The following is a 26,625-nucleotide window of genomic DNA, read 5'->3' on the forward strand; positions in this document are numbered from 1 at the left end:
ACCCGCTTTGTTACTCGAACAAGGGATGAAAGTTGCGATTTGTTCGCGTTCAGGCGACACCATAAATGATACTGTCGCTGAGTAAGGGCGCAATTTTGATGTCTAACGCTTGACTGCCACACATGATTGAAAACAAAGAAGGTTACGTGCTAAACATTGCCTGATAATCAGCAATTAACGGAATGCTAATGCAGGCGTTTACTATGCGTCAAAGTTAGCCCTGGTCGTTTTAGGTAAAGCACGGCAAGAAGAAGTACGAGAATTTGGTATTCATGTGCATTCTTAAACCCTGCGCTGATTCAACCTCAAAAAACATTAGCCGAGGCTGTTGTTCAATCACGTATTGAAAATGAAGATATCGGCCGTATGGTCGTGTATCTGCTCAGTCAACCTCGCCGATTAAAAATTGATAGTGTCGGTCTTTGGGTCTTTTAACCGCTAAATCACTAGATTTTTTTATATAGACACCTGTAAGATAGAGTTTTATTCGCTCAGGTGTCTTTTTCTATGCAGCTACATCAGTTTGATGGTTATATTCAGCAAATTTACCTCGTTGAGCACAATCAAAAACTCATGTTACTTGATGGCTGTTGTCGTGCTGATGTAAAACCCGTGTTGTCTTACATCACCCAAACCTTAAAATTACCAGTGCAAAACTTAGAAAAAGTTGTTGTTACCCACATGCACCCCGATCATGCTGGTGGCGCAGACAAACTAAGAAAAATTACAGGCTGTAAGCTTATTGGTGCTAACGTCGAGGGACATTGGTATCAAGGAATAGACGGTTATTTTATGCACTTAACCGATATGGCCTTAGCTCGATGGGTTGGCAAGCGAATTGGTAAAGGAAAACGTAAAATACGTTACGCCCGTAAGTTAAGCTTTGATATTTTACTTAACGATCAAGATGCAATACCGGGTTTCGAAGAATGGCGCGTTCTATTTACCCAAGGTCACACTGATCGCGACTTGTCGGTTTATCATCAAGAAAGTAAACAAGTTTATATTGCTGATTTACTGGTCAGCGTAAAAGGACAATTTATTCCACCTTTTCCAGTATTCTATCCAAACAGATACAAACGCTCTATTGCAAAACTTGAGGCGCTTGATGTCGAACATGTTTTATTTGCTCATGGCGGTAAGCAGCAAAAGTCAGCCCTAGACTTCCCACTGATTAATCAATTGGCCCCTAAAGAGCCGCAAACACACTGGCGCTCTGTAAAGAAAAAGCTTTTTAAGTCATTAAGTTAAATACCCGCTAGTAACAACTGCCATATACTTTATTGATTGTTTAATAAACTATACTTTGCTACAAATAAAGAAGTTTATAACGACTATAAGAACCCTATGAAATACTCACTAGTAAAAATGTCTGCTGTTGCACTCACAACATCAACATTGATTGCTTGCGGCTCTACTTCCCCCACTAATGAAGAAAGCCAAATGCTAGAGCAAACAAAACAACACCAAGCCAATGCGCCTAAATACAGCACTGCGCCATTACCTGAACAATTCAATGTTGAACTAAAAGACAGCATGGTTAAGGTACAAGGTGGTAACTTTCTTATGGGTTCAGATCATCCTGGCGCAAGAGATAGAGAAAAGCCCGTCCATGAAGTGAGTTTAGATAGCTTTTACATGAGTAAGTATGAAGTTACTCAAGACTTGTTTGTTGAAGTAATGGGTTGGAACCCAAGTTATTTTCAATGTGACAAGTGCCCATTAAACAACCTGAGCTTTAAACAAGTCGATATCTTCCTTGCTAAACTTAATGCTCGAACAGGAAAAAACTATCGCTTACCAACAGAAGCTGAATGGGAATATGCTGCACGTGGCGGTCAACAATCTAAAGGGTACCTGTATAGCGGCTCAGACAATATTGACGATGTTGCATGGTACGCAGGCAATGCTAAAAGAAAAGCCCAAGAAGTTGGTTTAAAAAAACCTAATGAACTTGGTCTATATGATATGACAGGTAATATGTGGGAATTTGTTGCGGATGACTTTGACGAAAAGTCTTATGCCCATCACGATAAGAAAAACCCAAAAGTTGTTATCAATATTCCAAATGCGAAAATTAAGATGAAGGTAACGCGCGGCTCTGGTTATGAATTTGATGCTGATGAGTCAATGGTCTTTATCAGAGATATGGCTAGCGATAATGTAAGAATGCCTGATTTAGGTCTTCGTCTAGCCCATAGTAAATAAAACGACGGGCTATCGCTTAAATCTTGATAGCCTTTGTTACCAATACATACGAAATGCAGTTGTTACCCCCCAACCATTAAATTCACCACCGTCATCGGCACTATCTGCCATATCAGCATATTGCAGACCCAGTTGAAGCTTTAATTTATGGCTATTGAAGTACCAGTTGACGCCGCCATACAATTCTCGATATTTATCACCACGACCTGATTCAATTTGACTGTTATTTCGTCCAAGGCGAACGCCATTTTCATCTTGACTGCGGATATAGGTATATCTAAGTACCCACTGCAACTTATCTGACTGACGATAAAACGGCATAATTTCATAGCCCCACAAATCACTTTGACCAGAAGCACCATCACCGTATGCAATATCGCTCCAAAGCCCCCATTGACCTCGATGTATTTTCGAAGAAAAGCTACTCACTTGTGAGAAGTCTTCAGTATTGGCCTCTGGTTGTGAATCATTTATCACGGTATCTAACGTAAATATTGCGTTGTCCCAGTATTCATTGGCACCAAACGATCGCCCTAATGAATACAAACCAAAAAAGCTAGGTTGCTCCAGAGAAACGCCCTCTGATTCATCACTAGAATAGAAGCCAGCAAAATAATACCAATTATTATCTAAGGTATTTTCGATACTAACACCGGTGAAATATTCATTCACGAACCATAGGTTTCTCGTTAAATTACTGCGTTCGGTGGTGAGTAATCTTTTACTCGATGTTTTTCCGCCAAGCATGAATGGTACTTTTTGTTTCAGGACTTTAACCTTTGCACCAGAATCTAAGTACCAACTAAAGTTGGCATTTGTGATACGTTTAAAACTATCGTCAAAACTATTATTTAAATCTAAATCGACACCGAGAGACATCGTGATTTCTTTATATTGACCGGCCATACCTAGCCTGGCCCTACGCCAATAAATATCAGACATTTGACCTGCTTGGTTACTGTCTAACCAAAAAGAGTCAACTTGCAAACGCCCTGTCGCTTTTAAATAATCACCTTGATCATTTTCATACAATGTCATCATATCCCAAAACGAATCAGTCTCACTCGCTTCAGAGGCATGAACCGGCATGAAACAAGAACTAGTGATTATCGAGGTAATGAACGCCGAATTAGTAACAATATTTTGAAGAAGAAAATTAGTCATATTGGCTCATTGAACACATTGTCGGCAAAGAGTGAAAAATGAAAAATGAAAACAGTTAATAAAAGGTATCAAGTTTTTATCAGGATGATTGCTACATTTTGTAATAAGCGTTACGCAATTAGAATCGCCAAGGCAAAAGCGTTACTTTGCTTTTAGTTTTTGGATGATTTCAATCACAAAATAGATAATTGCCCCAACAATAAACCCTAAAGTCATATTAATTAATACAGTAGAAAGCTGACTTAGAAAGTGGCCAATAGTTGGCAGCGTTTCTATCGTATCACTTGATAATTCAACCAAGTGATGAAGCGCGGGAATACCATGAGTAAAAATTCCACCGCCAACTAACAGCATAGCAATCGTGCCGACAACCGTTAAGGTTTTCATTAATTTTGGGGCGAACGCCAACATACCTTTTCCGATGAGATTGAGCAACGTACTTTTACTACCGTGCTCACTTTTTTCAACTAGGTGTAAACCCGCATCATCAATTTTAACAATACCAGCCACTAGCCCGTAAACACCAAACGTAATTAACAATGCAATGGTTGAAACTACAAGTGTTTGCATCTGTATGGTTTGTGTTTGAACAGTGCCTAACGCAATGACGACAATTTCAGCCGACAATATAAAATCCGTCCGTATAGCACCTTTAATTTTTTGCTGTTCAAAAGCAACGAGATCAACCTCTTCAGTCTTCACTGCGTCAACTAAAGCTTGGTGGTCATCACTATCTTTTTTATCTGGAGATATCCAATGTGCTATCTTTTCGACACCTTCATAACACAAAAAACAACCACCAAGAATCAGTAACGGTGTTATCAACCATGGGATAAAGGCGCTAATGAGTAACGCCGCAGGAACCAATATAAATTTATTTTTAAAGCTACCCTTTGCAACAGCCCACACCACTGGCAGCTCTCGATCAGCTTTTACTCCACTGACCTGTTGTGCATTCACCGCTAAATCATCACCTAAGACGCCTGCTGTTTTTTTAGCCGCTACTTTAGACATTACAGCAACATCGTCAAGTAACGCTGCAATATCATCGATTAATGCTAATAAACTTGTACCAGCCATGAGCACTCCAAATAAAAAAAGAATCTTGTTAGATTAGCCTCTTGTCACTAGTAAACACAAGTTTTGGCAGAGGCTAAAACCCAAAAAAGCCGATGATAAACATCGGCTTAGTTACATATTTGGTCGATTAAGCTATTTTTAAATAATCCTTAATGATTTCTGCACCGCTATCGGCTTGAATAGGCTTAAAGATAAAACCTGAAACACCGTGCTCTTCACATTCAGAAACGAGTTTTTGATCGGTAACAGATGACAACATCACCACAGGAATATCACTGCCCATCGCTCTAATCATTCTCAATGCTTCGTTACCGTTAACATCGTTCATTACAACATCCATAAACATAAAGTCGGGGTTTTGCGATTTAACTAATTCTACAGCGCTATCGCCATCATCAGCTTCGATTACGTTATCGTAACCTAACTGGTTTAAGTAGCGTTTCATTGCTTTACGAATCATTAAACTGTCGTCAACAAGTAATATTTTTGAGCTTACCGGCAGCTCTGTTGAATGCGGATTAGCAATGCCTGTTACATTCTCTGTCGGCTTTTTGTCACTAATTTCTTGGTAAGAAACATTACGAATTAATAAGTTAAAGTAGTATCGACCAACACCTTCAACCATAATTGGCACCGTGATAACTTCTTTAACGCCCTCTAAATAGGTTTCCATATCATTCACATCGTGAACAAAATATGGGCTTGAGAAGTCATAGTCTAAATTGTAACGTCCATGCAGCTCAGTAGAACGACCAACAATCGTATTGCCCCACTCTGCTAACGCATGACTAAGCTCTTCATTAATTTCTTCATAATCGTAGTTTTCATCGAACATTTTTTGACAAACAGAATTGCCGATTGCAATGGCTGTTTCTGGATAATGATGCATCATAATGACACCATCAAGCCCACCAGTAATATCAGAACAAACAGCATATCCTTTAAAACGAAAGTCATCGACACTGTCAACAAATGCTTCGCCGGCGTCGCCAGTAAGTTCAGTCATCGAATTGAGGCTAGCAATAGACTCTTTAATAAACGGGTACAAGATTACTTTATAGATGGTTTCTACAGACATGAGCTTTCCTTATTATTATTAGAATCACTTTTATCCAAATAACCTACTAGAGCGCTAACAATTTTGCAACATAATGCAAGATAAATAGCAGGGAAACCCTATTTTCTAAGGTAATTAGCGTTAGTTTAGAACCATTCTCCCCGGTTGAAGCGATAGATTAGGTTTAAACCAAAAACATCATCTAATGTGTCGTAGCGAGTGCTCACCAATCTCTTTGGTTCAGCTTCTACACTCAAATTATTATTTAATTTATAATACAAACCGCCCCCGAAACTGGTAACAAATGTTTTTCTGTCTCGGTCTTGATCTTTCATCTCTTCACCAAAACCTAACGTAACAAACGGTCTAATATCACTTTCTGTATTGAAATAACGCTGACCACTAACACTGTAATGTTCATAAGTAAACTCCTCGCCTGTCAACTGACTGTCAGCATGACCACGAGAATAATTAAGACGTGCAGAGTATTTTTTGCTGAAATATAAACCCAGAGATGTATTTAATAACGGGGCATTTTCTAGCTGCCAGCTATCATCTAAATTTGTATGGCCTAAACCAAGACCAATGCCAACAATACTCGTATCAATAGGATCTGAGGTCACCTTGGTATATTGATAACTTTTGTATTGACCATTATTAATGCCACCATCCCCTAACAAAAACTCCATATTATATCTGACAAGTGTTTCAGATTGACCGTCAACACCAATTGGTACTTCATTAACAGAGAGATAACCGGTACCGGCACGAATAACTTGTCTATCAAACAAATTATTAATACCCCGACCTAAGCTATCAACAGGGTCTAAGAAAAACAATGCTGTAGAGCCTAACCACTCTTGGCCCCATACCTTGCCACCCGTTGCTCGAAGCTCTTGCTCTGTTTGAAAGGCCCACTCGCCCCACACCCAACCCAAAACAGGCGTTACGACTAAGTCTTGAATTGAAGGGCGTTCAGCGAAAGCCTCTACCCCGTATTCCCAATAAAACGTAGACATCATAGCGGCGTAGACAAAAGAGTCCCATTGACGATAGCCTGACTTACGGGCTACTTGGTAATAAACACCACCAAAATATGGGTGCCCAAGCAAATTTATCCAGGCTACATCGCGATCCCAAACCGGTGGATTTGTGACATTATCTCCCCATTTTTTTAGTGCATTACCATCTTTTTCCCAATTTGAGATATCTTCAGGCATCAGTGCAATAACACCGATAACACCAAGACCATAGCCAAAAATTGACTTTGTTTGCGACCACAATCGCTCTTTATCTTCGCCATGTTTTGCATCAAATAATGAAACATCGTAGGGGTCATCAAGGAGGTATTGCTGAGGATTTTTCTGTTCCCAAATAGTATTAGTGACCCGTTCCACACTCTGTTCGTCATTCGCCATTGCGTTAAAGGAAAGGGATATTGCTATACAGATAGCTGAGAATGGTTTTATTAGATTTGGCATGTAAAATCCCGATACGCTTCTTTATGGAGTACTTATACCTTTACCATAGAAGAATTGTCGATTAATTCAACACTTAAAATAATGATATTTCTGATTTTAATCTAATTTGTTGCGCAGCCTTTGAACGTTTTCTTGGATATCAGCTAAAGCTGATTTAGTCTCATTATCAATTTCAGGTTTTGTCATCACCTTATTAAGTTGGTAATCAATATCATCAATCGGTGACTTCAGCTGACTCGAAAGCTGTTGAGAGTTTGCCTTTTCAGCTTTAATCGTTTCTGATAGCTCTTTACTCAACTCTTCAACTTTTGCTGAACGCTGTTTTAATTGCTGAGTGAGAATCTGCTTTGCTCGCCTTTCGGCATTACGACTAAACATAAAAAATGAAATAAAACCAAAAAGAATGATGCCGATAGTTAAAAACAACCAATACTGAAATTGTTGTTTAGACTTTGCCTCTTCAAGCGCCTGAGTCTGTTTAAGTTGTTCAACTTCGAGCGCTAACTCTGTAGATTGGTAACGCGCTAATTTTTCATTAAGTGAAGCATTTGATAAGCCATGTTGTTTAGAAATAGCCTTTCCTTGATACGCCCGTGCTTTTTCAAGATCACCTGTATTAGCATATATCATGGCGTATAACCAATAGATGTTAACCATCAAAGTATCATCTTTAGCTTGCTCAGCAATTTGATTAGCTTCTTCTAACTGTTCAATGGCCGGCGTAATTTGAACAGATGAAAAATTTGATTTGGCTAGCGTATATAGTGCGCCAGATAAGGCTTGTTTATGCCCAGCAGCGCGAGCCGCATTTGCAGCGCGTTGAGAATTATGCTTAGCTTGATTAATGTCACCGAGCTCATAGAAAACTTCAGACAGGTTATGGAGTGATGCAGCTAACTTATATTGATTTCCTGCTCCTTGATAGTATTCGACTGCTTGTATGCCATACTCTTTAGCCTCTTCAAACTGTTTTGCGTATTTCAGGGCAACACTATATTCACCATACGTTTCCATCAAGCTACTTGTTGGCGTATTAACTTTATACCAAGCAATAACGCCTTCATAGGCAGAAATGGCTTCATCATATTGCCTTAATGCAATGTATAAAACACCCAAATTTCGCTGGATATCCACTTGATCTTGTTCACTACCATAACGTTGGTATAAATGTTGCGCCTCTTTATATGAAATCAATGCGTCATCATATTCAGCAAGTCTTATTTGAACCAACCCGATGTTATTCAATAAATTAGCTTCTTGAATATGATCATTGATCATACGGTAATACACGAGCGTTGCTCGATAACCGTCTATCGACTGCTCATAATCTCCGAGGTAGTAATGAGTAACAGCTTCAAGTTTATTAGCTATCGCTAGTTGGCTATCTAAGTTATGAAATTCAGCAAAGTTCATCGCTTGTTGAGCAACATCTCTAGCTCTTTTAATCTGCCCACCTTCAATCAAATAATAAACCTGCGCAATATCGACCTTAGACTTACTTAAACTATCATCTAACGATTCACGTAAACCAGAAAAAGCTTGTATCGCTTGTTCACGATTTTCGATATTTTTAATGTCATTCAACTGGCTTTCAAGAGCGCTGTTAGCCGCTGTTGAAGAGAATGAGAGAGTTAAACAAATGATTAATATTGATAAAAAACGATGCACTTTATAATTCTTATTATTTGATTTTTAAAAGCTAGAAGGATCTACAAGACTGTCAAAATAGCATTTTATCGCGTTTTTTGATAGCAATTACGACAACTAGAAAAACACATTTTATTTAATAGCAGTAGGGATAAGGATTTGTGCAGATATTGCTTGATGATCTGATAAAACTTCAGCTGATACACGATAGCTTATGAACGACAATTCAGGGGAAACGAATATCCAATCAAATCGATTGTCACCATAAGTTGCTAGGCTTAGTGATTCTTTAAAATAAGTCTTTAGTTGGCCGCCTTTTATTATTTGACCAATAATTTTGTCACCTCCTCGCCATACAGAATTAAAATCCCCCATGACAATATTCACATTTTGTCGTTTCTCTACTACGGCCATGAGTTGGTCAATCTGGTCCTGACGTTTGCTTTGCCGTGAGAAATCTAAATGAACCGAATACAGATCTACTAAAGGACAATCTCCTTTATTACCTTTAGTGCCACACGGTAGCTTGATTGAAGATAAAACAAAGCCTTTACTCAATGTTGGCGGGGTTGGCTTAAAGCGATAGCTTAGCGCTTCTTCAATAGGATATTTGGATAGAATCGCTGTACCATATTGACCAAAAAACTGCTCGACATGGTTTCCTCTAACAAAATAATCATAACCTGCGTTTTCGGCTAAAAACGCGACATGGTCAAAATCGCCACTCCACCATGAAATACCGTCGGCTTCTTGCAAAGCAACAACATCAGGATTTTGCTCTTTTAAAAAGTCAGCAATACTATAGAGGTTACTTTTGATCCGTTTTTTAGACAAAAACATCTGGTTAAAGCTATTGCCTCGGCCATGCGCCATATTCAAAGAGACTACGTGAAGCCTGTTGGTTTGATTTGAACGAGATGATGGTTGAGCCGAAGACGTTTTGTCTGAATGAACGGTTAGCACTTCTTCTCGTTCAAAAATGGACGCTTGACTATAAACACAAAAGCTAAAACCTAAAACGAGAGCAATTAGCTTCCCTGCAGTTCTCATTACTTCTGATTCGCTTGTTGCTGGCGGTAACTCGCTAACTTTTCGTTCATCCATGGAGAAACCTCAATGAGTTTGCCTGGTTCACACTCTAAATAATAAGCCTTACCTGTCCACGAGCTTTTACTAGCAAGCCTATCAATAAAGTGCTCGGCACTATCTGCATATTTTTTTCCACGTCGCAGTTTTAATCGTAAATGATCTGCTGCACGCTCAGCTGAATGATTGTCACCGTTTCGATGAAAACTACATCCACTTTGTTCAACCGAAGTAATCAAAAACTCAATCTCTTGATCTACCACAGTTGTATCTGCCGATAAGGCCATAAAACTAAATAAACTTAATACGAGCAACAACTGTTTCATACAAAATTCCACCACGCCGACTGCTTACTAACTATAAAATGATTTTAAAAAACTTTCTTATCATTTGCCCATCTAGTGACATTAAACCTCAAACTTCAAACAATTGTTTTACAAGTATGTAACCAAGTATGTGAGCCAACCAATTGTCAATGTTCAACGCTCGTGCAAGTGCTCAAAGCTAACTAATTAACATATTTAGCAAAAATAAGCCCAGTTATTGATCTACTTCATGATTCTACCTTGATGAACATAAGCACTATTGTTAGTGTTGAATAAGGAGGACACAACAATGAAAAAACCTTTATATATAGTTGGTGTTGACGGTAGTGAATGGAGCGAACGTGCAGTCATGCGTGCAGTCAACTTAGCAAAGCAAACTTCAGCACAGGTAGAAATCGTTTCAGTAATTGAGTTTGGCAAAATTCAACCTATCCTAATGGAAGGCAATGAGCCTTACATTGTAGACAAAGGCAATGAGCAAGATGAAACCTTTAAAAAGATTGTTGAGCCATTGCTTAATAAGCACGCAGATTGTGGCGTTGAACTAACCTACCAAATGCTATGGGGTGATCCTGTAGATGTGTTGCATGAATGTGCAAAGGCTGAACACGCAAACATGTTATTTATGGGGCGTCGTGGTCGCTCTAGATTTGTTGATCTATTACTTGGTAGCGTGGCAAATAAAATCGCCCATAAAGCAGGTATTCCTGTCGTCCTCGTGCCTTAAAAAAGCATTTCGTTAAAGGGTGCGACATTTTGTCGCACTTTTTGTTTCTATCGTTGAAAACCTCAATATTTCCTTCAGAATTCGCCACACCAATACGAAATAAAAACAACAAGTTTAGGATTATTTACAGATTTGGGTGTTTGTAGCCAAAAGGTGATCGCATTAAAAACCACCTCAGCAAGAATAATCAGGAAAATCGTAAACCAGGGCAATTGATAATCTAAAACAAGGTTTACAAAAAGCACTAGCGCAGACTGCACCACAATTGAAGCGGCGCGTAACAATAAAATATAATCTGTCGTGTTCTTAGCAGATACAGAAAGGGCATAACTTGTTATCAATTATGTTTTTTCTAAACTTTACCATAGCAAGGTACACGCTAATAGCTTAACTAATTAATCTAAATCAATGAATTAAGCTCTTTGTTTAGAAATTTACTGTCCTAGCATCGCCTTGTTTCGTCAAGCGTAATGACTTTATCTGCTATGGTTTCTGGTGTTTTTAAATACAATGAACCAACGTACAAATCCATAAAAAACTTACTACGAACACCCGCACCATTTAGCGTTAATAGTGTTTGCGTCACATGTTTTGTTTCGGGCACTTCTATTCCAGTTATTTGTTTGCTGAATGCTTGATTAGACAATACAAGCAAGCAGATAAATAAACAGTGGCCTACAAAGTTAATCACGTTTTTTTCTCCGGTATCTGTTTTGAACAAGGGCGTTGAGATAAACAGTTGAGTCTACTAAAGTAAAACGTTGAAATTGTAATAGTGAACCAAATAAACGAGCCCCATCACCTAACAAGGTTGGTATCGTTGTGATGACCATTTCGTCAATCAACTCAGCTTGCAAAAACTGCTGAATAACTTGGCCACCATCAATATAAAGGTTTTTAAATCCCTGCTTGTGCAGCATATTGACGATATGTTTTATATCACCACTGACAATAAACACGTTATCTTGAAGTGATTCAGGCACACTACTCATACTATTGGAAAGTACAAAGACAGGTTTACTATATGGCCAGTCGCCACCAAAGCTTAAAACAACATCTAGTGTATTCTTCCCCATAACAAGTGCATCAATCGACGCCATATGCTTGGCAAAGCCCATATCCTCTTGTTCTGGGTTTTCAAACTCGTCTAACCAATCAATACCACCGTGCTTATCAGCGATATAACCGTCTAAACTCGTGGCAATATATACAATATTTTTCATCTGTTAGCCTCTTATAAAAGAGAATTTAGATAATAGTAGAAAATTGACCTGCAACCCATAATGAAATGTCAAAAACTATAAAAAAATGAAATAAATACTAGGGTCTGTTGATCTTTCAGTTTGTAACTCTGTTGCCTTGAAAAAGATGAGATTCGCGGTGCTTAACGTAATGTTTGGTTGTTCCAAATACACTTTAAGCAACAAAGAATATCGCTTCTTCAAGTCAACCCACAGGGCTTTGGCTGAAATGAAAGATCAAGAGCCCCTAATGAAGTGATTGAGGGCCAGCTTAATTAGCTGGCTCACTTAATTTACCAAGAATAGGTGATGTCTTTAACTTTCTTTTCAACATGCATAGCCTCATACGCATGATAAACATCTTCAAAATCAAGCGCTAGCTCTGTTGTATAGGTATCGCCAACGGGGTAGCTTTTCACCACTTTTGCGCCACGAATGACACCTTGTACTTTAGCCGTTAATACTTGGTCTGATACCAATAAATCAGCCATCGTTGAGCGTCCAGTAATTTGTTGACCATAGACTTGCTCTGCCAATTCAGCATAGGCCGCAATTTTAGACGCATTAATCGCCATTAACATACGCTGGGTTTCATTTTCAGACTTTTGCAAACTAATTGGCGCATAACCTATAGCGGTTAACACCGGAAATTTCTCGGGCTTTACTCGCTCATATTGAACATGCTTATCAAAACTTGAACAAGCCGAAAGAATCGCAAAGCAGAAAATAGCTAATAAAAAATGTTTCATCGATTATTCCTCTTTTAAGCTTTTCTTTTCTTGTGGTTGCTGACTTTCTCTAACAAGTTTGCCATTAATTAACTTAACGTTTTGTTGTTTAGATATTTGCTCACCAACAACCCAATCAGGAATGTAAGCCTGCGATGTAGCGACAACAATATGAGATTTCATACCAATAATTCTCGCATTTACCATCACGCCACCGTCTTGTTTGGCCATGGTACCGGTAACAATGTAGTCAATAATTTGGCGAGACGGCAATTGTTGCCAGTCTCTGCTTTGTACAAAGTCACCGGTTTTCGTTACGCGGATATTTCCCGTCGTTTTGAAATCTACCACTTTTAAACCGTGATGCTGCAATTCATATATTAAACTTTCAGATAGTTGGTTGCCCAACCAATGGGTAGATTCTAAATCATCTAGATTGACAAATGACGCTACTGCTAAAGGCGTTGACGGTGATACATAATCGCTTGATTTAACAAGATTATCAGCCATAACTTTGACAACATCATTGATCGCATGAACCGGCATATTCGCAGCGGTAATTTGCTGATGGTTACTGTCATCTGTTTGGTAATAGTCTTGATTTTCTTGCTCTGAAGATGAACACGCCATCAATAAACATGGTAGTGTAATTGCGAGCCAAGGCTTCATAATTAATCCCCTATGGGCTGATTTTATCTTTTCTATAAAGGTATCTAAGCACAATTTACGCCAAGATTGATATGAGTAACAAGCCACTTAAAAACTCACAGCCCTTTCGGCATAATAAATGCATTGGCTTAACTAGCTAGAATTAACGACAAAAGCCTGACAGATAACTTTATGCAAAAACTTTTACGCCATATCGTAACGACAATTATCACGTCAATCACAATACTAATGCCTGCCCACGCTCAATGGTATCAAGCATCTGGTAGTTCATTTATTGACAGCAGTGGTAAGAATATTGCCAAAACACGTGCGACAGAAAACGCGTTGAAAAAAGCGTTACTTGTGGCCGGTGCTTCTGTGTCGAGTGTTCAGCAAGTTGTTAATGGCTTAATGACTAAAGATGAGCTCAGCGTGCGTGCTAGCGGCATTGTTAACGGGTTTGAAATAGTCGAAGAGCAGCATCAAGATAACGTCGTTACCGTAACGATAAGAGCTGATATTTTCCCACAAGAGAAAAAATGCTTTGCCGCTGATTATCAAAAGCGCCTATTGGTAACAAAAACCCATATTAAGCATCGTGAACAAGCCAATATCGGTGGTATCTACTCGCTTGATAAACAGATTGCTCATCAATTGAATGCACAACTACAAAGCAATACCCGTTATATGCAAACCCAATTGGCACTTAGCAATACAACAGAATTCGCCCGTTACATTGACAGTTTTGAACAAAACAAATTAAAAGATTTGACCAGGGGCATTGCAAATATGACGCAAAGTCAATTTGTCCTTTACACAGAAATAACCGACTTATCGTTTGATCAAGACGCGACGAATTCTTGGAAATTTTGGCAAGAAAAAATCTTGCCACGCAACTTTGGCTTAACAATACATTTATTTGATGGTAATACAGGTGAGTCGTTTTTGAGCGAACAATATCATGCCTCATCGCCATGGACATATAAATACCGTGAGCAAGTAGATGTGGCGAGTAATCACTTTCAAACTAGCCCATATGGTTTAGCAATTAATCGATTACTAGAACAAGCAGTGATGGATTTAGACGAGTCATTAATGTGCCAGCCATCACAGGCTAAAATCATTCACGCCGGTGAAACGGAACTTTTACTCAATATCGGTAAGAAGCATGGCGTAAAACAAGGTGATGAGTTTTCTCTTTTACACCAAGAAAATTTTATCGCAAACAATGGTCAACAGTACTCTGGCTTCAATGTTAGCGCCTATAAGGTAAAAGTCACAAAAGTTACGCAAGATACTGCGACAGTGACGACACTAGATGGTGAGATACTTGGCAATATACAACACAATGATTTAGCAGTAAGATATTAATAATGCTAGCCTTTAACTATTGGGCTAGCTTTTCAAACAAAGTCCCTGTAGCTCAGCTGGATAGAGCATTCGCCTCCTAAGCGAAGGGTCGGACGTTCGAATCGTCTCAGGGACGCCACCTTTTTTACCTCCCCCAAATAAACATTAGAAAAACTAATCCGACAATACTAATTTATTTCAATTGTATGCGCTTCAATTGCATTTATAATGCGCGCTCTTTTTTTAAACAATTTTAGGAGTAATACCCACTAATGAACGAAATGTTCTTCGACATCATCAGCTGGCTTGGCTTGGCTTTATGTATCGGTGCTTTTTTTATTAAAGATATCATTAAACTGCGTCTGGTAACGTTTATCGGTTGTATGTGTTTGGGTATCTATTACACGCATATTGATGTTGTTCAGGGTATGATTTCTAATGTAATTATTTTAGGCATCAACGGTGCTTATCTATTTAAATTTAAATTTGCCAAGTTATTTAAACGAAACAAAACAAATTTTGAAGACGACCTAGAATATAGCTAATCGATCTTCAGGCATAAAAAAACCCGCTAACTGCGGGTTTTTTACGTTTAAATCCTTTGCTAGGCAGATTAATTACTCTGCTCTACAACAATGTCCTTATCTCCATCTGTGGCGCTATTACTGAAAAAAGCTGATACGGCTAAAACAGCTACAGCTAGCATCACGGTGGTCAATTTCAATCCCCTAGGAGATGACCTATTCATATTTTGCCTTCGGAGTGTACTCGTTATTATTATTACCGACTCTCAATAATCGAGACTACGTGATTAACGAATTAATTTCAATAACTTAATACGTTTTAACAGTTATTTTAAGACGTTTCACCGCATATACAGTTAATAACCTCGTACTTTATCGACAAGATTCGTAATTTCTTCACTTTTTGTCATCGCTAAATAGTTTAATACTACCTGTTCAATGATTTGTTTTTGATCAGTAATCGCTGCAATGTGAGGCGTAATATCAATATTCTCTATCTGCCAAAAGCGATGAGACTTAGGCAAAGGTTCTTGCTGAAAAACATCTAAGGTTGCTCCGGCTATGTCATATTCTCGACAAGCTGTGGCTAGCGCATTCTCATCAACAGTATTTCCTCTGCCGACATTAATTAACCAACTCTCTTTTCTACATGCAGCTAAAAATGGCTGGTTAATTAAATGTCTTGTTTCAGGTGTATCGGGTAGCAAGTTAATGACATAGTCAGCATTGCCAAGTTGCTCAAATAGCGCTTCTTTGCCAAAGTAGCACGGATAAGCTTTATCGAGTTTTTCTGAACGACTCCAACCGGTGACAGCTAATCCATTTTCAATGAGTTTATTTGCGACAACGTCACCTATTTTGCCAACACCTAACACTAACACATGATTACCTTGCAGGCGTCGCTGAAATTTCCAATTTTCATCTAGCTGCTGACGAGCAAAAACACCCAGTCGACATTTCCTCATTAAAATCACAGCTAAAACATATTCTGCCATTTGGGCTGCAAGTGATTGATCAACAATCCGAGAAAGTAAGATGTGGCTAGGAATTTCATTATCATAAGTAAAATGGTCTACGCCAGCACCTAGAGATTGCGCCACTTTAAGATTCGGTAGCTGTTGCCATATATCTCGAGGGTGCTTCCACATAACGGCAAAAGTAACTTTTTCTGGACATTGAATATTAGGCCAGAGCTCAATTTCTTCATTTGGCAGTCGTTCTTGTAAGAGCTTTTGTAATTTTTCAGCATTACGATCAGTAATGACAAGTGCAATCGACATAGCGTTTAAAACCTAATACTTTTTCTTAAAATGTTAATAAAGTCAGTAGTATCACAAACTTTTATTTTTTATAAAATTTTTTATCAAACGAACCCATCTATCAAAAACTCGCTATACATCTAAAAACATACAAGAAATAAGATAATATTATTTGCAGTCAGTTCGCTGGTGAGCGAGAATACGCCAACTTTCCTTCACAACAAAATTACTGAGTTCAGGAGCAATTATGCCTTCTCGTCAACAATTGGCCAATGCTATTCGTGCGTTAAGTATGGATGCCGTTCAAAAAGCAAAATCAGGACACCCTGGTGCACCTATGGGTATGGCAGATATTGCCGAAGTTTTATGGCGTGATCACCTAAAACACAACCCAACTGATCCTAACTGGGCTGACCGTGACCGATTTATTCTGTCTAACGGCCATGGCTCAATGTTGATTTATTCGCTTCTGCATTTGTCTGGTTATGATTTACCAATGTCAGAAATTGAAAACTTCCGTCAATTGCATTCAAAAACACCAGGTCACCCTGAGTACGGTTATACGCCAGGTGTTGAAACAACTACTGGCCCGTTAGGCGCAGGTATCTCAAATGCCGTAGGTATGGCAATTGCGGAAAAAACATTAGCTGCTCAATTTAACCGTGACGGCCATAACATTGTTGACCATTTCACTTACTGTTTCTTAGGTGACGGTTGTTTAATGGAAGGTATCTCTCATGAAGCATGTTCATTAGCAGGTACATTAGGTTTAGGTAAATTAGTCGCTTTTTGGGATGACAACGGTATTTCTATCGATGGTCATGTTGAAGGTTGGTTTACCGATGACACACCAGCACGTTTTGAAGCCTATGGCTGGCATGTGATTAGTGGCGTAGACGGTCATAATCCTGAAGCGATTAATGCAGCGATTGAAGAAGCTAAATCAGTCACAGACAAGCCAACAATGATTTGTTGTAAAACCATTATTGGTTTTGGTTCACCGAACAAATCAGGTACCCATGATTGTCATGGCGCACCATTAGGTGATGATGAGATTGCAGCAGCACGAGAATTCTTAAACTGGCCACATGCACCATTTGTCATCCCTGAAGATATTGCAGCTGACTGGAGCCAACAAGATAAAGGTCAATCAAGCCAATCTGCTTGGAATGACAAATTTGCAGCCTATAAAGTAGCTCACCCTGAACTCGCTGGCGAATATGAACGCCGTGTCATTAATGGTGATTTACCAAGCGAATTTGAAGCAAAAGCTAACGCGTACATTCAAGAAACACAAGCTAAAGCTGAAAACATTGCTTCGCGTAAGGCGTCACAAAATACAATTGAAGCTTTTGGTCAAATGTTACCTGAATTATTAGGTGGTAGCGCTGACTTAGCAGGCTCTAACTTAACCTTATGGTCCGGTTCAAAAGGTATTGAAACAGATCCTGCTGGTAACTACATCTTCTATGGTGTGCGTGAATTTGGTATGAGCGGTATCATGAATGGTATTTCTTTACATGGTGGTTTTATTAACTACGGTGCAACGTTCATGATGTTCATGGAATACGCGAGAAACGCGGTACGTATGTCGGCATTAATGGGTATTCAAAACATTTTCGTTTACACCCATGATTCAATTGGACAAGGTGAAGATGGCCCAACCCATCAACCTATTGAGCAATTAACCAACTTACGTACAACACCAAACATGGTGACATGGCGCCCTGCCGATGGTACTGAATCTGCTGTTGCATGGAAAAACGCTGTTGAGCGCCAAAATGCGCCAACATCACTTATTTTCTCTCGCCAAGGCTTACCTGCGTTAGCGCGCACAGATGCTCAAGTAACTGACATTGCTAAAGGTGGCTATATCTTAAAAGATAGCGTAGGTGCACCTGAGGTTATTTTAATTGCGACAGGTTCTGAAGTGTCATTAGCATTAAAAGCGGCAGAGCAACTTGGTGATAAAGTACGTGTGGTTTCAATGCCATCAACAAATATCTTTGATGCTCAAGATGCTGATTATAAAGAGTCAGTATTGCCTTCAAGCGTGACAAAACGTGTTGCGATTGAAGCTGCTCACACAGATTTTTGGTACAAGTATGTCGGCTTTGCAGGCAAAGTAGTTGGCATGACGACCTTTGGTGAATCTGCACCAGGTGGCGCATTAATGGACCACTTTGGCTTTACTGTAGAAAACGTTGTTAATACAGCAAATAGCTTATAAATAACCGTTATTGTTACCCTAAAAGCGCCGAACAAATAGTTCGGCGTTTATTTCATGTAAGAGAGTTATGTCGGTAAATATAGCCATAAATGGGTTAGGTAGAATTGGGCGTAGCGTGCTACGAGCAATCTTTGAAACCAACCGCCAACATCAAATCAATATCGTTGCCATCAATGAACTGGCTGACATAGAAGGTATTGCACATCTATTAAAGTACGACAGTACCCATGGCCGCTTCCCTTTTGAAGTGAGACACAATCAACGCCAGTTGTTTATCAATGATCATGAAATCAATATTAGTCACCACAAAAGCTTAAACGCGCTTGAATGGGCTGAGCACAATGTTGATATCGTACTAGAATGTTCAGGCGTATATAACACCCGAGAAGATGGTGAAGGCCACCTAAAACAAGGTGCCAAAAAAGTACTGTTTTCACAACCTGTGGCTAAAGACATAGATAACACCGTCATTTATGGCATTAATCAAGATAGCTTATTGCCTGAACATACCCTTGTTTCAAATGGCTCCTGCACAACCAATTGTATTGTGCCGGTGATCAAAGCAATTGATGATGCTTTTGGTGTTGAAAGTGGCACGATTACAACGATTCATTCGTCAATGCATGATCAACAAGTCATTGACGCCTACCATAGCGATTTACGCAGAACTCGAGCAGCGAGCCAATCCATTATTCCTGTTGATACCAAACTTGCATTAGGTATTGAGCGAATTTTACCTAAGTTTGCTGGCCGATTTGAAGCCATTGCTGTGCGTGTTCCTACCATTAATGTAACAGCGATGGATTTGAGCGTTACGGTAAATACCGATGTTGCTATAGAAGATATTAATCAAGCAATCGTTAAAGCAACAGGCAATGGTCTTTCAGGTATTTTGGGATACACAGAAGAGCCTTTAGTTTCTATCGACTTTAATCATGACCCTCATTCCTGTATTGTCGATGGCAATCAAACACGTGTTAGTCACAAGCGTTTAGTTAAAATGCTAGTGTGGTGTGACAACGAATGGGGCTTTGCCAATAGAATGTTAGATACAGCTTTAGCCATGGCTAAAGTATAAATTTTTATTATTACACTTTTGTTCAAACGGAGTTAATCATGTCAGTAATCAAAATGAGTGATTTAGCACTTGCCAATCAACGCGTTTTAATCCGTGAAGATTTAAATGTGCCAGTAAAAGGCGGTAAAATCACTTCAGATGCTCGCTTAAAAGCAGCATTACCTACCCTTAAATTAGCCTTAGAATCTGGTGCAAAAGTGATGGTAATGTCACATTTAGGTCGCCCTACTGAGGGTGAATTTAATGCTGAGTTTTCTTTACAACCAGTTGTTGACTACCTTGCCGCAGCACTTAACTACCCTGTTCGTCTAGTCACTGAATACCTTGACGGTGTTGAGGTTGGCGCTGGTGAATTAGTTGTTTTTGAAAACATTCGCTTTAACGTAGGTGAAAAGAAAAACGATGAAGGTTTAGCTAAGCAGTTAGCGAGCTTATGTGACGTATTTGTTATGGATGCCTTTGGCACCGCACATAGAGCACAGGCAAGTACACACGGCGTTGCTAAATTTGCACCAACAGCTTGCGCAGGTCCATTACTTGCAGCTGAATTAGACGCTTTAGGTAAAGCATTAGATAACCCTGCTCGCCCTCTCGTAGCGATTGTAGGTGGTTCAAAAGTATCAACAAAGCTTACCGTACTTGATTCTTTGGCTGGCATCGTAGATCAATTAGTTGTTGGTGGTGGTATTGCTAATACCTTTATTGCCGCTCAAGGCCATGGCGTAGGTAAATCGCTTTACGAACAAGATTTAGTTGCAGAAGCTCAACGCTTAACGAAACAAGCACAAAACAACGGCGGTGATATCCCTGTTCCAACAGATGTTGTTGTTGGCACAGAGTTTTCAGAATCAGCGGTTGCAACATTAAAAAATGTTGCTGACGTAAGTGACGAAGACATGATTTTTGACATTGGTCCAGACTCTGCAAAAGCACTTGCTAGCATATTAGAAAATGCCGGCACTATTGTTTGGAATGGCCCTGTTGGCGTATTCGAATTTGATCAGTTTGGTAAAGGTACAGAAGCGATTGCTCAAGCGATTGCGAATTCAAAAGCATTTTCTATCGCAGGTGGCGGTGATACATTAGCAGCTGTTGATAAATACAACATTGCAGATAAAGTATCTTATATCTCCACTGGCGGTGGTGCCTTCCTAGAGTTTTTAGAAGGTAAAAAGCTACCAGCTGTAGCTATACTTGAAGAAAGAGCCAAACAAGTATAAAAATAAAGTAAGCCGTTTTATACGGTGTAAACTTTTATCATAAAAAGCGCTAATTGAATGATTTCATCATTTTTATTAGCGTTTTTTCGTTATATACCGAACAAGATTTTACATCTAATAAAACTTCCGTCTTTTATCCTAAATTACCTTTATTTAGTTGGTCACTCTGTTACAATTCGCGCCGAAAAATGAAAACTTTCAAAGGCAATTACATTTAATTACACGTTGCTTAATTATCAACGCTAATTCACCACTAAAAGTGTACGAGTAGGAGTTTAAAATGGCTTTAGTTTCAATGCGTCAGATGCTAGATCACGCAGCTGAAAACGGATACGGCATTCCAGCATTTAACGTAAACAACTTAGAGCAAGTTCGTGCGATCATGATCGCCGCTGACAAAACCAACAGCCCAGTAATATTGCAAGGCTCGGCGGGTGCAAGAAAATACGCAGGCGCGCCTTTTCTGCGTCACCTTATTTTAGCAGCAATTGAAGAATTCCCCCACATTCCAGTTGTTATGCACCAAGATCACGGTACATCGCCAAGTGTGTGTCAACGCTCTATTCAATTAGGCTTTTCATCGGTGATGATGGACGGCTCTTTAATGGATGATGGCAAGACTCCATCAAGCTACGAGTACAATGTTGATGTAACACGCAGAACAGTTGAAATGGCTCACGCTTGTGGTGTTTCAGTTGAAGGCGAATTAGGCTGTTTAGGCTCACTCGAAACAGGTGAAGCAGGAGAAGAAGACGGCATTGGCGCTGCGGGTAAGTTAACCTTAGATCAAATGTTAACCGATCCAGAAGAAGCCGCTGACTTTGTTCAAAAAACTCAAGTTGACGCATTAGCTATTGCTTGTGGTACTTCACATGGCGCATATAAGTTCACTCGTCCACCAACAGGTGACATTTTAGCAATTGACCGTATTAAAGCGATTCATGCACGTATTCCTAATACACACCTAGTGATGCACGGTTCTTCTTCGGTTCCGCAAGATTGGTTAGCTGTTATCAATGAATACGGTGGCAACATCCCTGAAACCTACGGTGTACCAGTTGAGCAAATTCAAGAAGGTATTAAGAATGGTGTTCGTAAGGTAAATATTGATACAGACTTACGTTTAGCATCTACTGGTGCTACACGTCGATTCCTAGCGCATAACCCTAGCGAATTCGACCCGCGTAAATTTTTAGCAGAAACGACCAAAGCGATGACGGATATTTGTGTTGACCGTTATGAAGCGTTTGGCGCTGCTGGCAATGCGAGCAAAATCAAACCTATTTCTTTAGATAATATGTTTACCCGCTATGAAAGTGGTGAGCTAAACGCATTAATCAAATAACATTTTATCAGCGGGCACCGCTCGATAGAAAACGGGTTAATTATTTGTTAACATGTGGCAAGATTAAAAAAAGAGGCTGAAGCCTCTTTTTTTATATATAAATTTTGTTAAAAATGTTAACAGCTTATAACCATTAGCAGTTAAAGGTATAGCCTTAATAATAAATATATATATAATAGCCCTAGCGCACGTTGTAAGCGCAATGGAATTACAAAACTCTAAAATAAAAACCGGAGAGTGCACATGGATACAGTAGTAAATTGGTTATCTGAAAACCAAGACTTATTAATTAATTTTGGCATCAAACTAGCGGTTGCCATTATTATCGTTTTTGTTGGTAAACTTCTGTCTCGCTTAGTTAGTCGCGGTGTTGCAAAAGTATTAAGCCACAAACAAGTTGATAAAACGGTTATATCTTTTGTTGAAAGCTTAGTTTACGGCTTAGCCTTCACATTAACGCTGATCGTTGCCATTTCCCACTTAGGCTTCAACACCTCATCACTAGTCGCAATTGTAGGTGCTGCTGGTTTAGCGATTGGTTTAGCGCTACAAGGTTCACTTTCTAACTTTGCTTCAGGTGTACTACTTATTTCTTTCCGCCCATTTAAAGCTGGCGATTTCGTTGAAGTAAGTGGCGTTGCGGGTATCGTTGAAGAAGTATTAATCTTCTCAACTAAGCTACGCACAGGCGATAACAAGACAGTAATTATTCCTAATGGTGCAATTACTGGCGGCACGATTACAAACTATTCAGCTAAGCCGACACGTCGTATAGACCTTGTTATCGGTGTAAGTTATGACGCTAACTTAGCACAAACTCGCCAAATTCTTGCTGACGTTGTAAGCAAAGACGAACGCGTGTTAAAAGATCAGGACGTAACAATAGGTGTCAGCGAACTAGCAGATAGTTCAGTTAATATCGTGGTTCGTCCTTGGGTTAAATCTGGCGATTACTGGCCAGTATATTTTGATTTACTAGAAAACATAAAAGTTGCACTTGATGAAGCTGGAATTGAAATTCCATACCCTCATCTATCTGTGCAGGTGAATAACGAGAGTAGCAATGAAAACTAAGATAAATGCTTTGGCACTAGCACTAGTGCCATTTTTCGCACTAGCCCAGGATGGCCCTGAAAAGAAAGAACCTGAATTAACAACAGCTATGGAACTTGGCTTTCTGTTAAAAACAGGTAATACCAACAGCGCAGATATCAAAGCAGGTGTTCAACTTCGCTATGATCAAGCCTTATGGCGTAACTCTTTGGCGATAAACCTGCTTGCTAAAAAAGCAGAAGTCGAAGATGAAAATGGTGAAGATAGCTGGGTAACTTCAGACCAAACATGGGATGTTGCTGCAAAGACTAACTACACAATTAACGAAGCGCACTCTAACTATGTGTACGGTAGTGCAGACTACAAGCAAGATAGATTTAGTGGTTTTGAAAACCAATCTTCTGTCTCTGCTGGTTGGGGTCGTCGTTGGTATAGTGATGAAGTTTCAAGCTTTGATGCCGATATCGGTCCGGGTTTCAAACGCGATGTTCTCATGGCAACGAGTACGATGCCAGAAGAAACTAAAGATGCATTCATTGTGCAGGCGTCAGGCTTGTACTTGCATAAAATCAACGAGCATGTTGAATTTAGACAATACTTAGCTGCCAAATATGCAACTAAGAGTGGTGAAAACAGTGTTTACCGTAGTGAAACATCTGTAACAACGAAGCTTATAGAAACATTACAATTAAAGTTTTCTTTAAATATCGATCATAACTCTGTCGTTGAAACGGGTACGAAGAAAACAGACACTGAAACTGCTGTAACAATTGTTTATAGCTTTTAGCTAAACCTTTATCTAGCGCACTGTTTGATGAAAAAGCGATGGAGAAACTCATCGCTTTTTTTAATTACCTGATGACTCAAAAAATGTCACTTTGTAGCCCTGCTCCGTTAACCAATTCGCAGCCTGTTCCTTATCGTCAAATACAGCACGTTTAAATTGCCCTAACTCTTCAACGACCATTTTACTAATGACCTGCTCTTTAATTGCTGAATGGCTATATACTTGCGCAGCTCTTCTTAAACCGTTATCAACACACCAATCTACCAGTGATTGAACAATATCGAAAACATCAGCGCTACACAGCTCCCAACGGTCAAAGCATACATAATGCCCCCAAGTATCAGTGTATTCACTAGCAAGCGCTTTAAGCTCCTTAGCGTAGTTTATTGCTGCTTCCTTATTCCATGTGCCTGAAAGTTCAGCATAAATCACCTTATTGTGGCGCCATATTTTATAGCCACCATGTTGATCAAACTTCATATCAACGCCATGTAAAACGTCTAAGCCATGATCAAAATCTAGCGTTGAATAGTCTAGAATGCAATGTAAACACAACACAATAGAATCGGCTTCAATGATATAAGTATAAAAAAACGGCTAGAGTTACCTCTAGCCGTTTATTAATGAACTGGTTATTTTATAAAATTAAAACTGGTTCATCGTATTGTCTTCACCAGCCGCTTTAAGCGCCGCTTCACCAGCAAAGTATTCTTTATGGTCATCACCCATGTCTGAGCCTGCCATATTTTGATGTTTAACACACGCAATGCCTTGGCGAATTTCTTTACGTTGTACACCTTTAACATAACCTAGCATACCTTGGTCACCAAAGTACTCTTTAGCTAAGTTATCCGTTGATAAAGCAGCCGTATGATAAGTTGGTAAAGTAATTAAGTGATGGAAGATACCTGCTTCACGCGCAGCATCGGCTTGGAACGTACGAATACGGTTATCCGCTTCAACACTTAACTCTGATTCATCATATTCTGCGCTCATTAAGTTGTTACGATCGTAAGCTGATAAATCTTTACCTTCCTCAGTCCATGCATCAAATACTTGCTGACGGAAGTTCAACGTCCAGTTGAATGACGGAGAGTTATTGTAAACAAGCTTCGCGTTAGGAATAACTTTACGAATCTCATTAACCATACCACCAATTTGTCCGATATGAGGCTTTTCAGTTTCAATCCAAAGTAAGTCAGCACCGTTTTGTAATGACGTAATGCTATCAAGTACACAACGTGCTTCACCTGTACCTTGCTTAAACTGGAACAAGTTGCTTGGTAAACGTTTAGGTCGTAGTAACTTACCATCGCGGTTAAGGACAACATCGCCATTGCTTAAATCAGCAGGTGCAACTTCTTCACAATCTAGGAAGCTATTGTATTGGTCACCTAAATCACCTGGTTCTTTCGTTACAGCAATTTGTTTTGTTAAACCAGCACCTAAAGAGTCAGTACGAGCAACAATCACACCGTCATCAACGCCAAGCTCTAAGAATGCATAACGAACAGCACGAATTTTAGCTAAGAAGTCTTCATGAGGAACAGTAACCTTACCGTCTTGGTGACCACATTGCTTTTCATCTGATACTTGGTTTTCTAATTGGATACAACAAGCACCGGCTTCAATCATTTTCTTAGCAAGTAAGTAAGTTGCTTCTGCGTTACCAAAACCTGCATCGATATCAGCAATAATTGGTACAACATGTGTTACATGGTTATCAATTTTATTCTGTACTGAAGTAGCTGTAGCCTCATCGCCAGCTTTACGCGCTGCATCAATCTCACGATAGTAACCACCTAGTTCACGCGCATCGGCTTGACGTAAGAACGTATAAAGTTCTTCAATTAAACTAGCGACTGATGTTTTTTCGTGCATTGATTGGTCAGGTAACGGACCAAACTCTGAGCGCAATGCTGCTACCATCCAACCTGATAGGTAAAGGTAACGGCGATCAGTATTTTCAAAATGCTTCTTAATTGAAATCATTTTTTGTTGACCGATAAAGCCATGCCAACAACCTAACGATTGCGTGTACTTGCTAGGATCAGCATCGTAGTTGTCCATGTCTTGACGCATGATTTTTGCTGTATACTTAGCAATATCTAATCCCGTTTTAAAGCGGTTTTGAAGGCGCATGCGAGCAACAGATTCTGCAGAGATAGCATTCCAGCCTTCATTTTGAGTAGCAATTAATGATGCTGCATTATCAATTTCGTTTGTATAGGTCGACATAGCGTTTCCTTAAGTTTTCTAAAGTATTAATAAAAGTTTTCACTGGGAACGACATAAATACTAATACCCAAAACACTAATAACTGAAATATATTACAGCGATTACCACCATTCACAAAACTTATAATAGAGTTTTAACTCTATTACCT

The 26,625-nt window shown here is 39.4% G+C and carries 25 protein-coding genes and 1 tRNA gene; 12 read left to right on the forward strand and 14 right to left on the reverse strand.

Annotated features, from left to right (window positions below):
* The first annotated feature begins 507 nt into the window (after positions 1-507).
* On the forward strand, positions 508-1,251 hold the full coding sequence (locus QQK02_RS10985; RefSeq protein WP_284208071.1) for an MBL fold metallo-hydrolase: 744 nt from the start codon (positions 508-510) through the stop codon (positions 1,249-1,251).
* Positions 1,252-1,347: 96 nt separating this feature from the next.
* Positions 1,348-2,208, forward strand: a complete 861-nt coding sequence (locus QQK02_RS10990; protein WP_284208072.1) for a formylglycine-generating enzyme family protein — start codon at positions 1,348-1,350, stop codon at positions 2,206-2,208.
* 36 nt (positions 2,209-2,244) lie between these two features.
* Here QQK02_RS10990 and QQK02_RS10995 read toward each other — a convergent pair whose 3' ends face one another.
* The 7 genes from QQK02_RS10995 to QQK02_RS11025 form a co-directional block, all read right to left on the reverse strand.
* Positions 2,245-3,372, reverse strand: coding sequence for a porin (locus QQK02_RS10995; protein WP_284208073.1), 1,128 nt, complete (start codon positions 3,370-3,372; stop codon positions 2,245-2,247).
* Between the two features lie 141 nt (positions 3,373-3,513).
* Positions 3,514-4,452 carry a DUF808 domain-containing protein gene (locus QQK02_RS11000; protein ID WP_284208074.1) on the reverse strand — a complete coding sequence of 313 codons (939 nt, stop codon included), beginning with the start codon at positions 4,450-4,452 and terminating at the stop codon, positions 3,514-3,516.
* Between the two features lie 127 nt (positions 4,453-4,579).
* A complete protein-coding gene (locus tag QQK02_RS11005; RefSeq protein ID WP_284208075.1) occupies positions 4,580-5,530 on the reverse strand; it encodes a response regulator in 951 nt (316 codons plus the stop codon).
* Positions 5,531-5,655: 125 nt separating this feature from the next.
* Entirely contained in the window at positions 5,656-6,990 is a 1,335-nt protein-coding gene (locus QQK02_RS11010; RefSeq protein WP_284208076.1) for a DUF3943 domain-containing protein, read from the reverse strand.
* 96 nt (positions 6,991-7,086) lie between these two features.
* Complete coding sequence (locus tag QQK02_RS11015; RefSeq protein ID WP_284208077.1) at positions 7,087-8,658, reverse strand: tetratricopeptide repeat protein; 1,572 nt, start codon at positions 8,656-8,658, stop codon at positions 7,087-7,089.
* A 111-nt stretch (positions 8,659-8,769) separates the two neighbouring features.
* Positions 8,770-9,741 (reverse strand): endonuclease/exonuclease/phosphatase family protein, encoded by a 972-nt coding sequence (locus tag QQK02_RS11020; protein ID WP_284208078.1) that lies wholly within the window; start codon positions 9,739-9,741, stop codon positions 8,770-8,772.
* Positions 9,687-10,049: a DUF5329 domain-containing protein gene (locus QQK02_RS11025; RefSeq protein ID WP_284208079.1), complete on the reverse strand. Its 363-nt coding sequence runs from the start codon at positions 10,047-10,049 to the stop codon at positions 9,687-9,689. The genes QQK02_RS11020 and QQK02_RS11025 overlap by 55 nt, the downstream gene beginning before the upstream one ends.
* Before the next feature lie 289 nt (positions 10,050-10,338).
* On the opposite strand from QQK02_RS11025, the gene QQK02_RS11030 reads away from it, so the two are divergent.
* Positions 10,339-10,776, forward strand: a complete 438-nt coding sequence (locus tag QQK02_RS11030; protein ID WP_284208080.1) for a universal stress protein — start codon at positions 10,339-10,341, stop codon at positions 10,774-10,776.
* A 442-nt stretch (positions 10,777-11,218) separates the two neighbouring features.
* Here the strand turns inward: QQK02_RS11030 and QQK02_RS11035 are convergent, their stop codons facing one another.
* From QQK02_RS11035 to QQK02_RS11050, 4 genes are all read right to left on the reverse strand, one after another.
* Positions 11,219-11,467: a chalcone isomerase family protein gene (locus QQK02_RS11035; protein WP_284208081.1), complete on the reverse strand. Its 249-nt coding sequence runs from the start codon at positions 11,465-11,467 to the stop codon at positions 11,219-11,221.
* Entirely contained in the window at positions 11,460-11,999 is a 540-nt protein-coding gene (locus QQK02_RS11040; RefSeq protein ID WP_284208082.1) for a dihydrofolate reductase family protein, read from the reverse strand. Before QQK02_RS11040 ends, QQK02_RS11035 begins: the two co-directional genes overlap by 8 nt.
* 311 nt (positions 12,000-12,310) lie before the next feature.
* Positions 12,311-12,766 (reverse strand): LPP20 family lipoprotein, encoded by a 456-nt coding sequence (locus QQK02_RS11045; protein ID WP_284208083.1) that lies wholly within the window; start codon positions 12,764-12,766, stop codon positions 12,311-12,313.
* Positions 12,767-12,769: 3 nt separating this feature from the next.
* Positions 12,770-13,414 (reverse strand): FlgO family outer membrane protein, encoded by a 645-nt coding sequence (locus tag QQK02_RS11050; RefSeq protein ID WP_284208084.1) that lies wholly within the window; start codon positions 13,412-13,414, stop codon positions 12,770-12,772.
* A gap of 171 nt (positions 13,415-13,585) precedes the next feature.
* Between QQK02_RS11050 and QQK02_RS11055 the strand changes: the two genes are divergently transcribed.
* The 3 genes from QQK02_RS11055 to QQK02_RS11065 all read left to right on the forward strand — a co-directional run bounded on the left by QQK02_RS11055 (position 13,586) and on the right by QQK02_RS11065 (position 15,288).
* On the forward strand, positions 13,586-14,764 hold the full coding sequence (locus tag QQK02_RS11055) for a flagellar assembly protein T N-terminal domain-containing protein (protein ID WP_284208085.1): 1,179 nt from the start codon (positions 13,586-13,588) through the stop codon (positions 14,762-14,764).
* Between the two features lie 41 nt (positions 14,765-14,805).
* Positions 14,806-14,882, forward strand: a tRNA-Arg gene (locus QQK02_RS11060).
* A 133-nt stretch (positions 14,883-15,015) separates the two neighbouring features.
* Positions 15,016-15,288 (forward strand): YgjV family protein, encoded by a 273-nt coding sequence (locus QQK02_RS11065; RefSeq protein ID WP_284208086.1) that lies wholly within the window; start codon positions 15,016-15,018, stop codon positions 15,286-15,288.
* Between the two features lie 335 nt (positions 15,289-15,623).
* Here the strand turns inward: QQK02_RS11065 and QQK02_RS11070 are convergent, their stop codons facing one another.
* A complete protein-coding gene (locus QQK02_RS11070) occupies positions 15,624-16,547 on the reverse strand; it encodes a 2-hydroxyacid dehydrogenase (RefSeq protein ID WP_284208087.1) in 924 nt (307 codons plus the stop codon).
* 226 nt (positions 16,548-16,773) lie between these two features.
* Here QQK02_RS11070 and tkt point away from each other — a divergent pair, with 226 nt between their 5' ends.
* The 6 genes from tkt to QQK02_RS11100 all read left to right on the forward strand — a co-directional run bounded on the left by tkt (position 16,774) and on the right by QQK02_RS11100 (position 24,239).
* Complete coding sequence (tkt, locus tag QQK02_RS11075; protein ID WP_284208088.1) at positions 16,774-18,756, forward strand: transketolase; 1,983 nt, start codon at positions 16,774-16,776, stop codon at positions 18,754-18,756.
* Positions 18,757-18,823: 67 nt separating this feature from the next.
* Positions 18,824-19,834, forward strand: a complete 1,011-nt coding sequence (epd, locus tag QQK02_RS11080; RefSeq protein ID WP_284208090.1) for an erythrose-4-phosphate dehydrogenase — start codon at positions 18,824-18,826, stop codon at positions 19,832-19,834.
* A gap of 38 nt (positions 19,835-19,872) precedes the next feature.
* Positions 19,873-21,054, forward strand: a complete 1,182-nt coding sequence (locus QQK02_RS11085; RefSeq protein ID WP_284208091.1) for a phosphoglycerate kinase — start codon at positions 19,873-19,875, stop codon at positions 21,052-21,054.
* Positions 21,055-21,334: 280 nt separating this feature from the next.
* Entirely contained in the window at positions 21,335-22,399 is a 1,065-nt protein-coding gene (gene fba, locus QQK02_RS11090; RefSeq protein WP_284208092.1) for a class II fructose-bisphosphate aldolase, read from the forward strand.
* Positions 22,400-22,642: 243 nt separating this feature from the next.
* Positions 22,643-23,473 carry a mechanosensitive ion channel family protein gene (locus QQK02_RS11095; protein WP_284208093.1) on the forward strand — a complete coding sequence of 277 codons (831 nt, stop codon included), beginning with the start codon at positions 22,643-22,645 and terminating at the stop codon, positions 23,471-23,473.
* Entirely contained in the window at positions 23,463-24,239 is a 777-nt protein-coding gene (locus tag QQK02_RS11100) for a DUF481 domain-containing protein (protein ID WP_284208094.1), read from the forward strand. The genes QQK02_RS11095 and QQK02_RS11100 overlap by 11 nt, the downstream gene beginning before the upstream one ends.
* A gap of 60 nt (positions 24,240-24,299) precedes the next feature.
* On the opposite strand, the gene QQK02_RS11105 is transcribed toward QQK02_RS11100, so the two are convergent.
* Together QQK02_RS11105 and QQK02_RS11110 are read right to left on the reverse strand one after the other, a co-directional pair.
* Entirely contained in the window at positions 24,300-24,719 is a 420-nt protein-coding gene (locus QQK02_RS11105; protein WP_284208095.1) for a hypothetical protein, read from the reverse strand.
* Positions 24,720-24,884: 165 nt separating this feature from the next.
* Positions 24,885-26,477, reverse strand: coding sequence for an isocitrate lyase (locus QQK02_RS11110; protein ID WP_284208096.1), 1,593 nt, complete (start codon positions 26,475-26,477; stop codon positions 24,885-24,887).
* Positions 26,478-26,625 lie beyond the last annotated feature (148 nt).

The organism is Thalassotalea eurytherma (assembly GCF_030161415.1).
Classification (GTDB): Bacteria; Pseudomonadota; Gammaproteobacteria; order Enterobacterales; family Alteromonadaceae; genus Thalassotalea_G; species Thalassotalea_G eurytherma.

Coding starts and splice junctions, on each gene's coding strand:
- QQK02_RS11025 (WP_284208079.1), bottom strand. CDS start 10,049: ATGAAACAGTTGTTGCTCGTATTAAGTTTATTTAGTTTTATGGCCTTA.
- QQK02_RS11105 (WP_284208095.1), bottom strand. CDS start 24,719: ATGAAGTTTGATCAACATGGTGGCTATAAAATATGGCGCCACAATAAG.
- QQK02_RS11085 (WP_284208091.1), top strand. CDS start 19,873: ATGTCAGTAATCAAAATGAGTGATTTAGCACTTGCCAATCAACGCGTT.
- QQK02_RS11000 (WP_284208074.1), bottom strand. CDS start 4,452: ATGGCTGGTACAAGTTTATTAGCATTAATCGATGATATTGCAGCGTTA.
- tkt (WP_284208088.1), top strand. CDS start 16,774: ATGCCTTCTCGTCAACAATTGGCCAATGCTATTCGTGCGTTAAGTATG.
- QQK02_RS11030 (WP_284208080.1), top strand. CDS start 10,339: ATGAAAAAACCTTTATATATAGTTGGTGTTGACGGTAGTGAATGGAGC.
- epd (WP_284208090.1), top strand. CDS start 18,824: ATGTCGGTAAATATAGCCATAAATGGGTTAGGTAGAATTGGGCGTAGC.
- QQK02_RS11045 (WP_284208083.1), bottom strand. CDS start 12,766: ATGAAACATTTTTTATTAGCTATTTTCTGCTTTGCGATTCTTTCGGCT.
- QQK02_RS11070 (WP_284208087.1), bottom strand. CDS start 16,547: ATGTCGATTGCACTTGTCATTACTGATCGTAATGCTGAAAAATTACAA.
- QQK02_RS11055 (WP_284208085.1), top strand. CDS start 13,586: ATGCAAAAACTTTTACGCCATATCGTAACGACAATTATCACGTCAATC.
- fba (WP_284208092.1), top strand. CDS start 21,335: ATGGCTTTAGTTTCAATGCGTCAGATGCTAGATCACGCAGCTGAAAAC.
- QQK02_RS11110 (WP_284208096.1), bottom strand. CDS start 26,477: ATGTCGACCTATACAAACGAAATTGATAATGCAGCATCATTAATTGCT.
- QQK02_RS11100 (WP_284208094.1), top strand. CDS start 23,463: ATGAAAACTAAGATAAATGCTTTGGCACTAGCACTAGTGCCATTTTTC.
- QQK02_RS10995 (WP_284208073.1), bottom strand. CDS start 3,372: ATGACTAATTTTCTTCTTCAAAATATTGTTACTAATTCGGCGTTCATT.
- QQK02_RS11065 (WP_284208086.1), top strand. CDS start 15,016: ATGAACGAAATGTTCTTCGACATCATCAGCTGGCTTGGCTTGGCTTTA.
- QQK02_RS11005 (WP_284208075.1), bottom strand. CDS start 5,530: ATGTCTGTAGAAACCATCTATAAAGTAATCTTGTACCCGTTTATTAAA.
- QQK02_RS11095 (WP_284208093.1), top strand. CDS start 22,643: ATGGATACAGTAGTAAATTGGTTATCTGAAAACCAAGACTTATTAATT.
- QQK02_RS11020 (WP_284208078.1), bottom strand. CDS start 9,741: ATGGATGAACGAAAAGTTAGCGAGTTACCGCCAGCAACAAGCGAATCA.
- QQK02_RS11010 (WP_284208076.1), bottom strand. CDS start 6,990: ATGCCAAATCTAATAAAACCATTCTCAGCTATCTGTATAGCAATATCC.
- QQK02_RS10990 (WP_284208072.1), top strand. CDS start 1,348: ATGAAATACTCACTAGTAAAAATGTCTGCTGTTGCACTCACAACATCA.
- QQK02_RS10985 (WP_284208071.1), top strand. CDS start 508: ATGCAGCTACATCAGTTTGATGGTTATATTCAGCAAATTTACCTCGTT.
- QQK02_RS11050 (WP_284208084.1), bottom strand. CDS start 13,414: ATGAAGCCTTGGCTCGCAATTACACTACCATGTTTATTGATGGCGTGT.
- QQK02_RS11040 (WP_284208082.1), bottom strand. CDS start 11,999: ATGAAAAATATTGTATATATTGCCACGAGTTTAGACGGTTATATCGCT.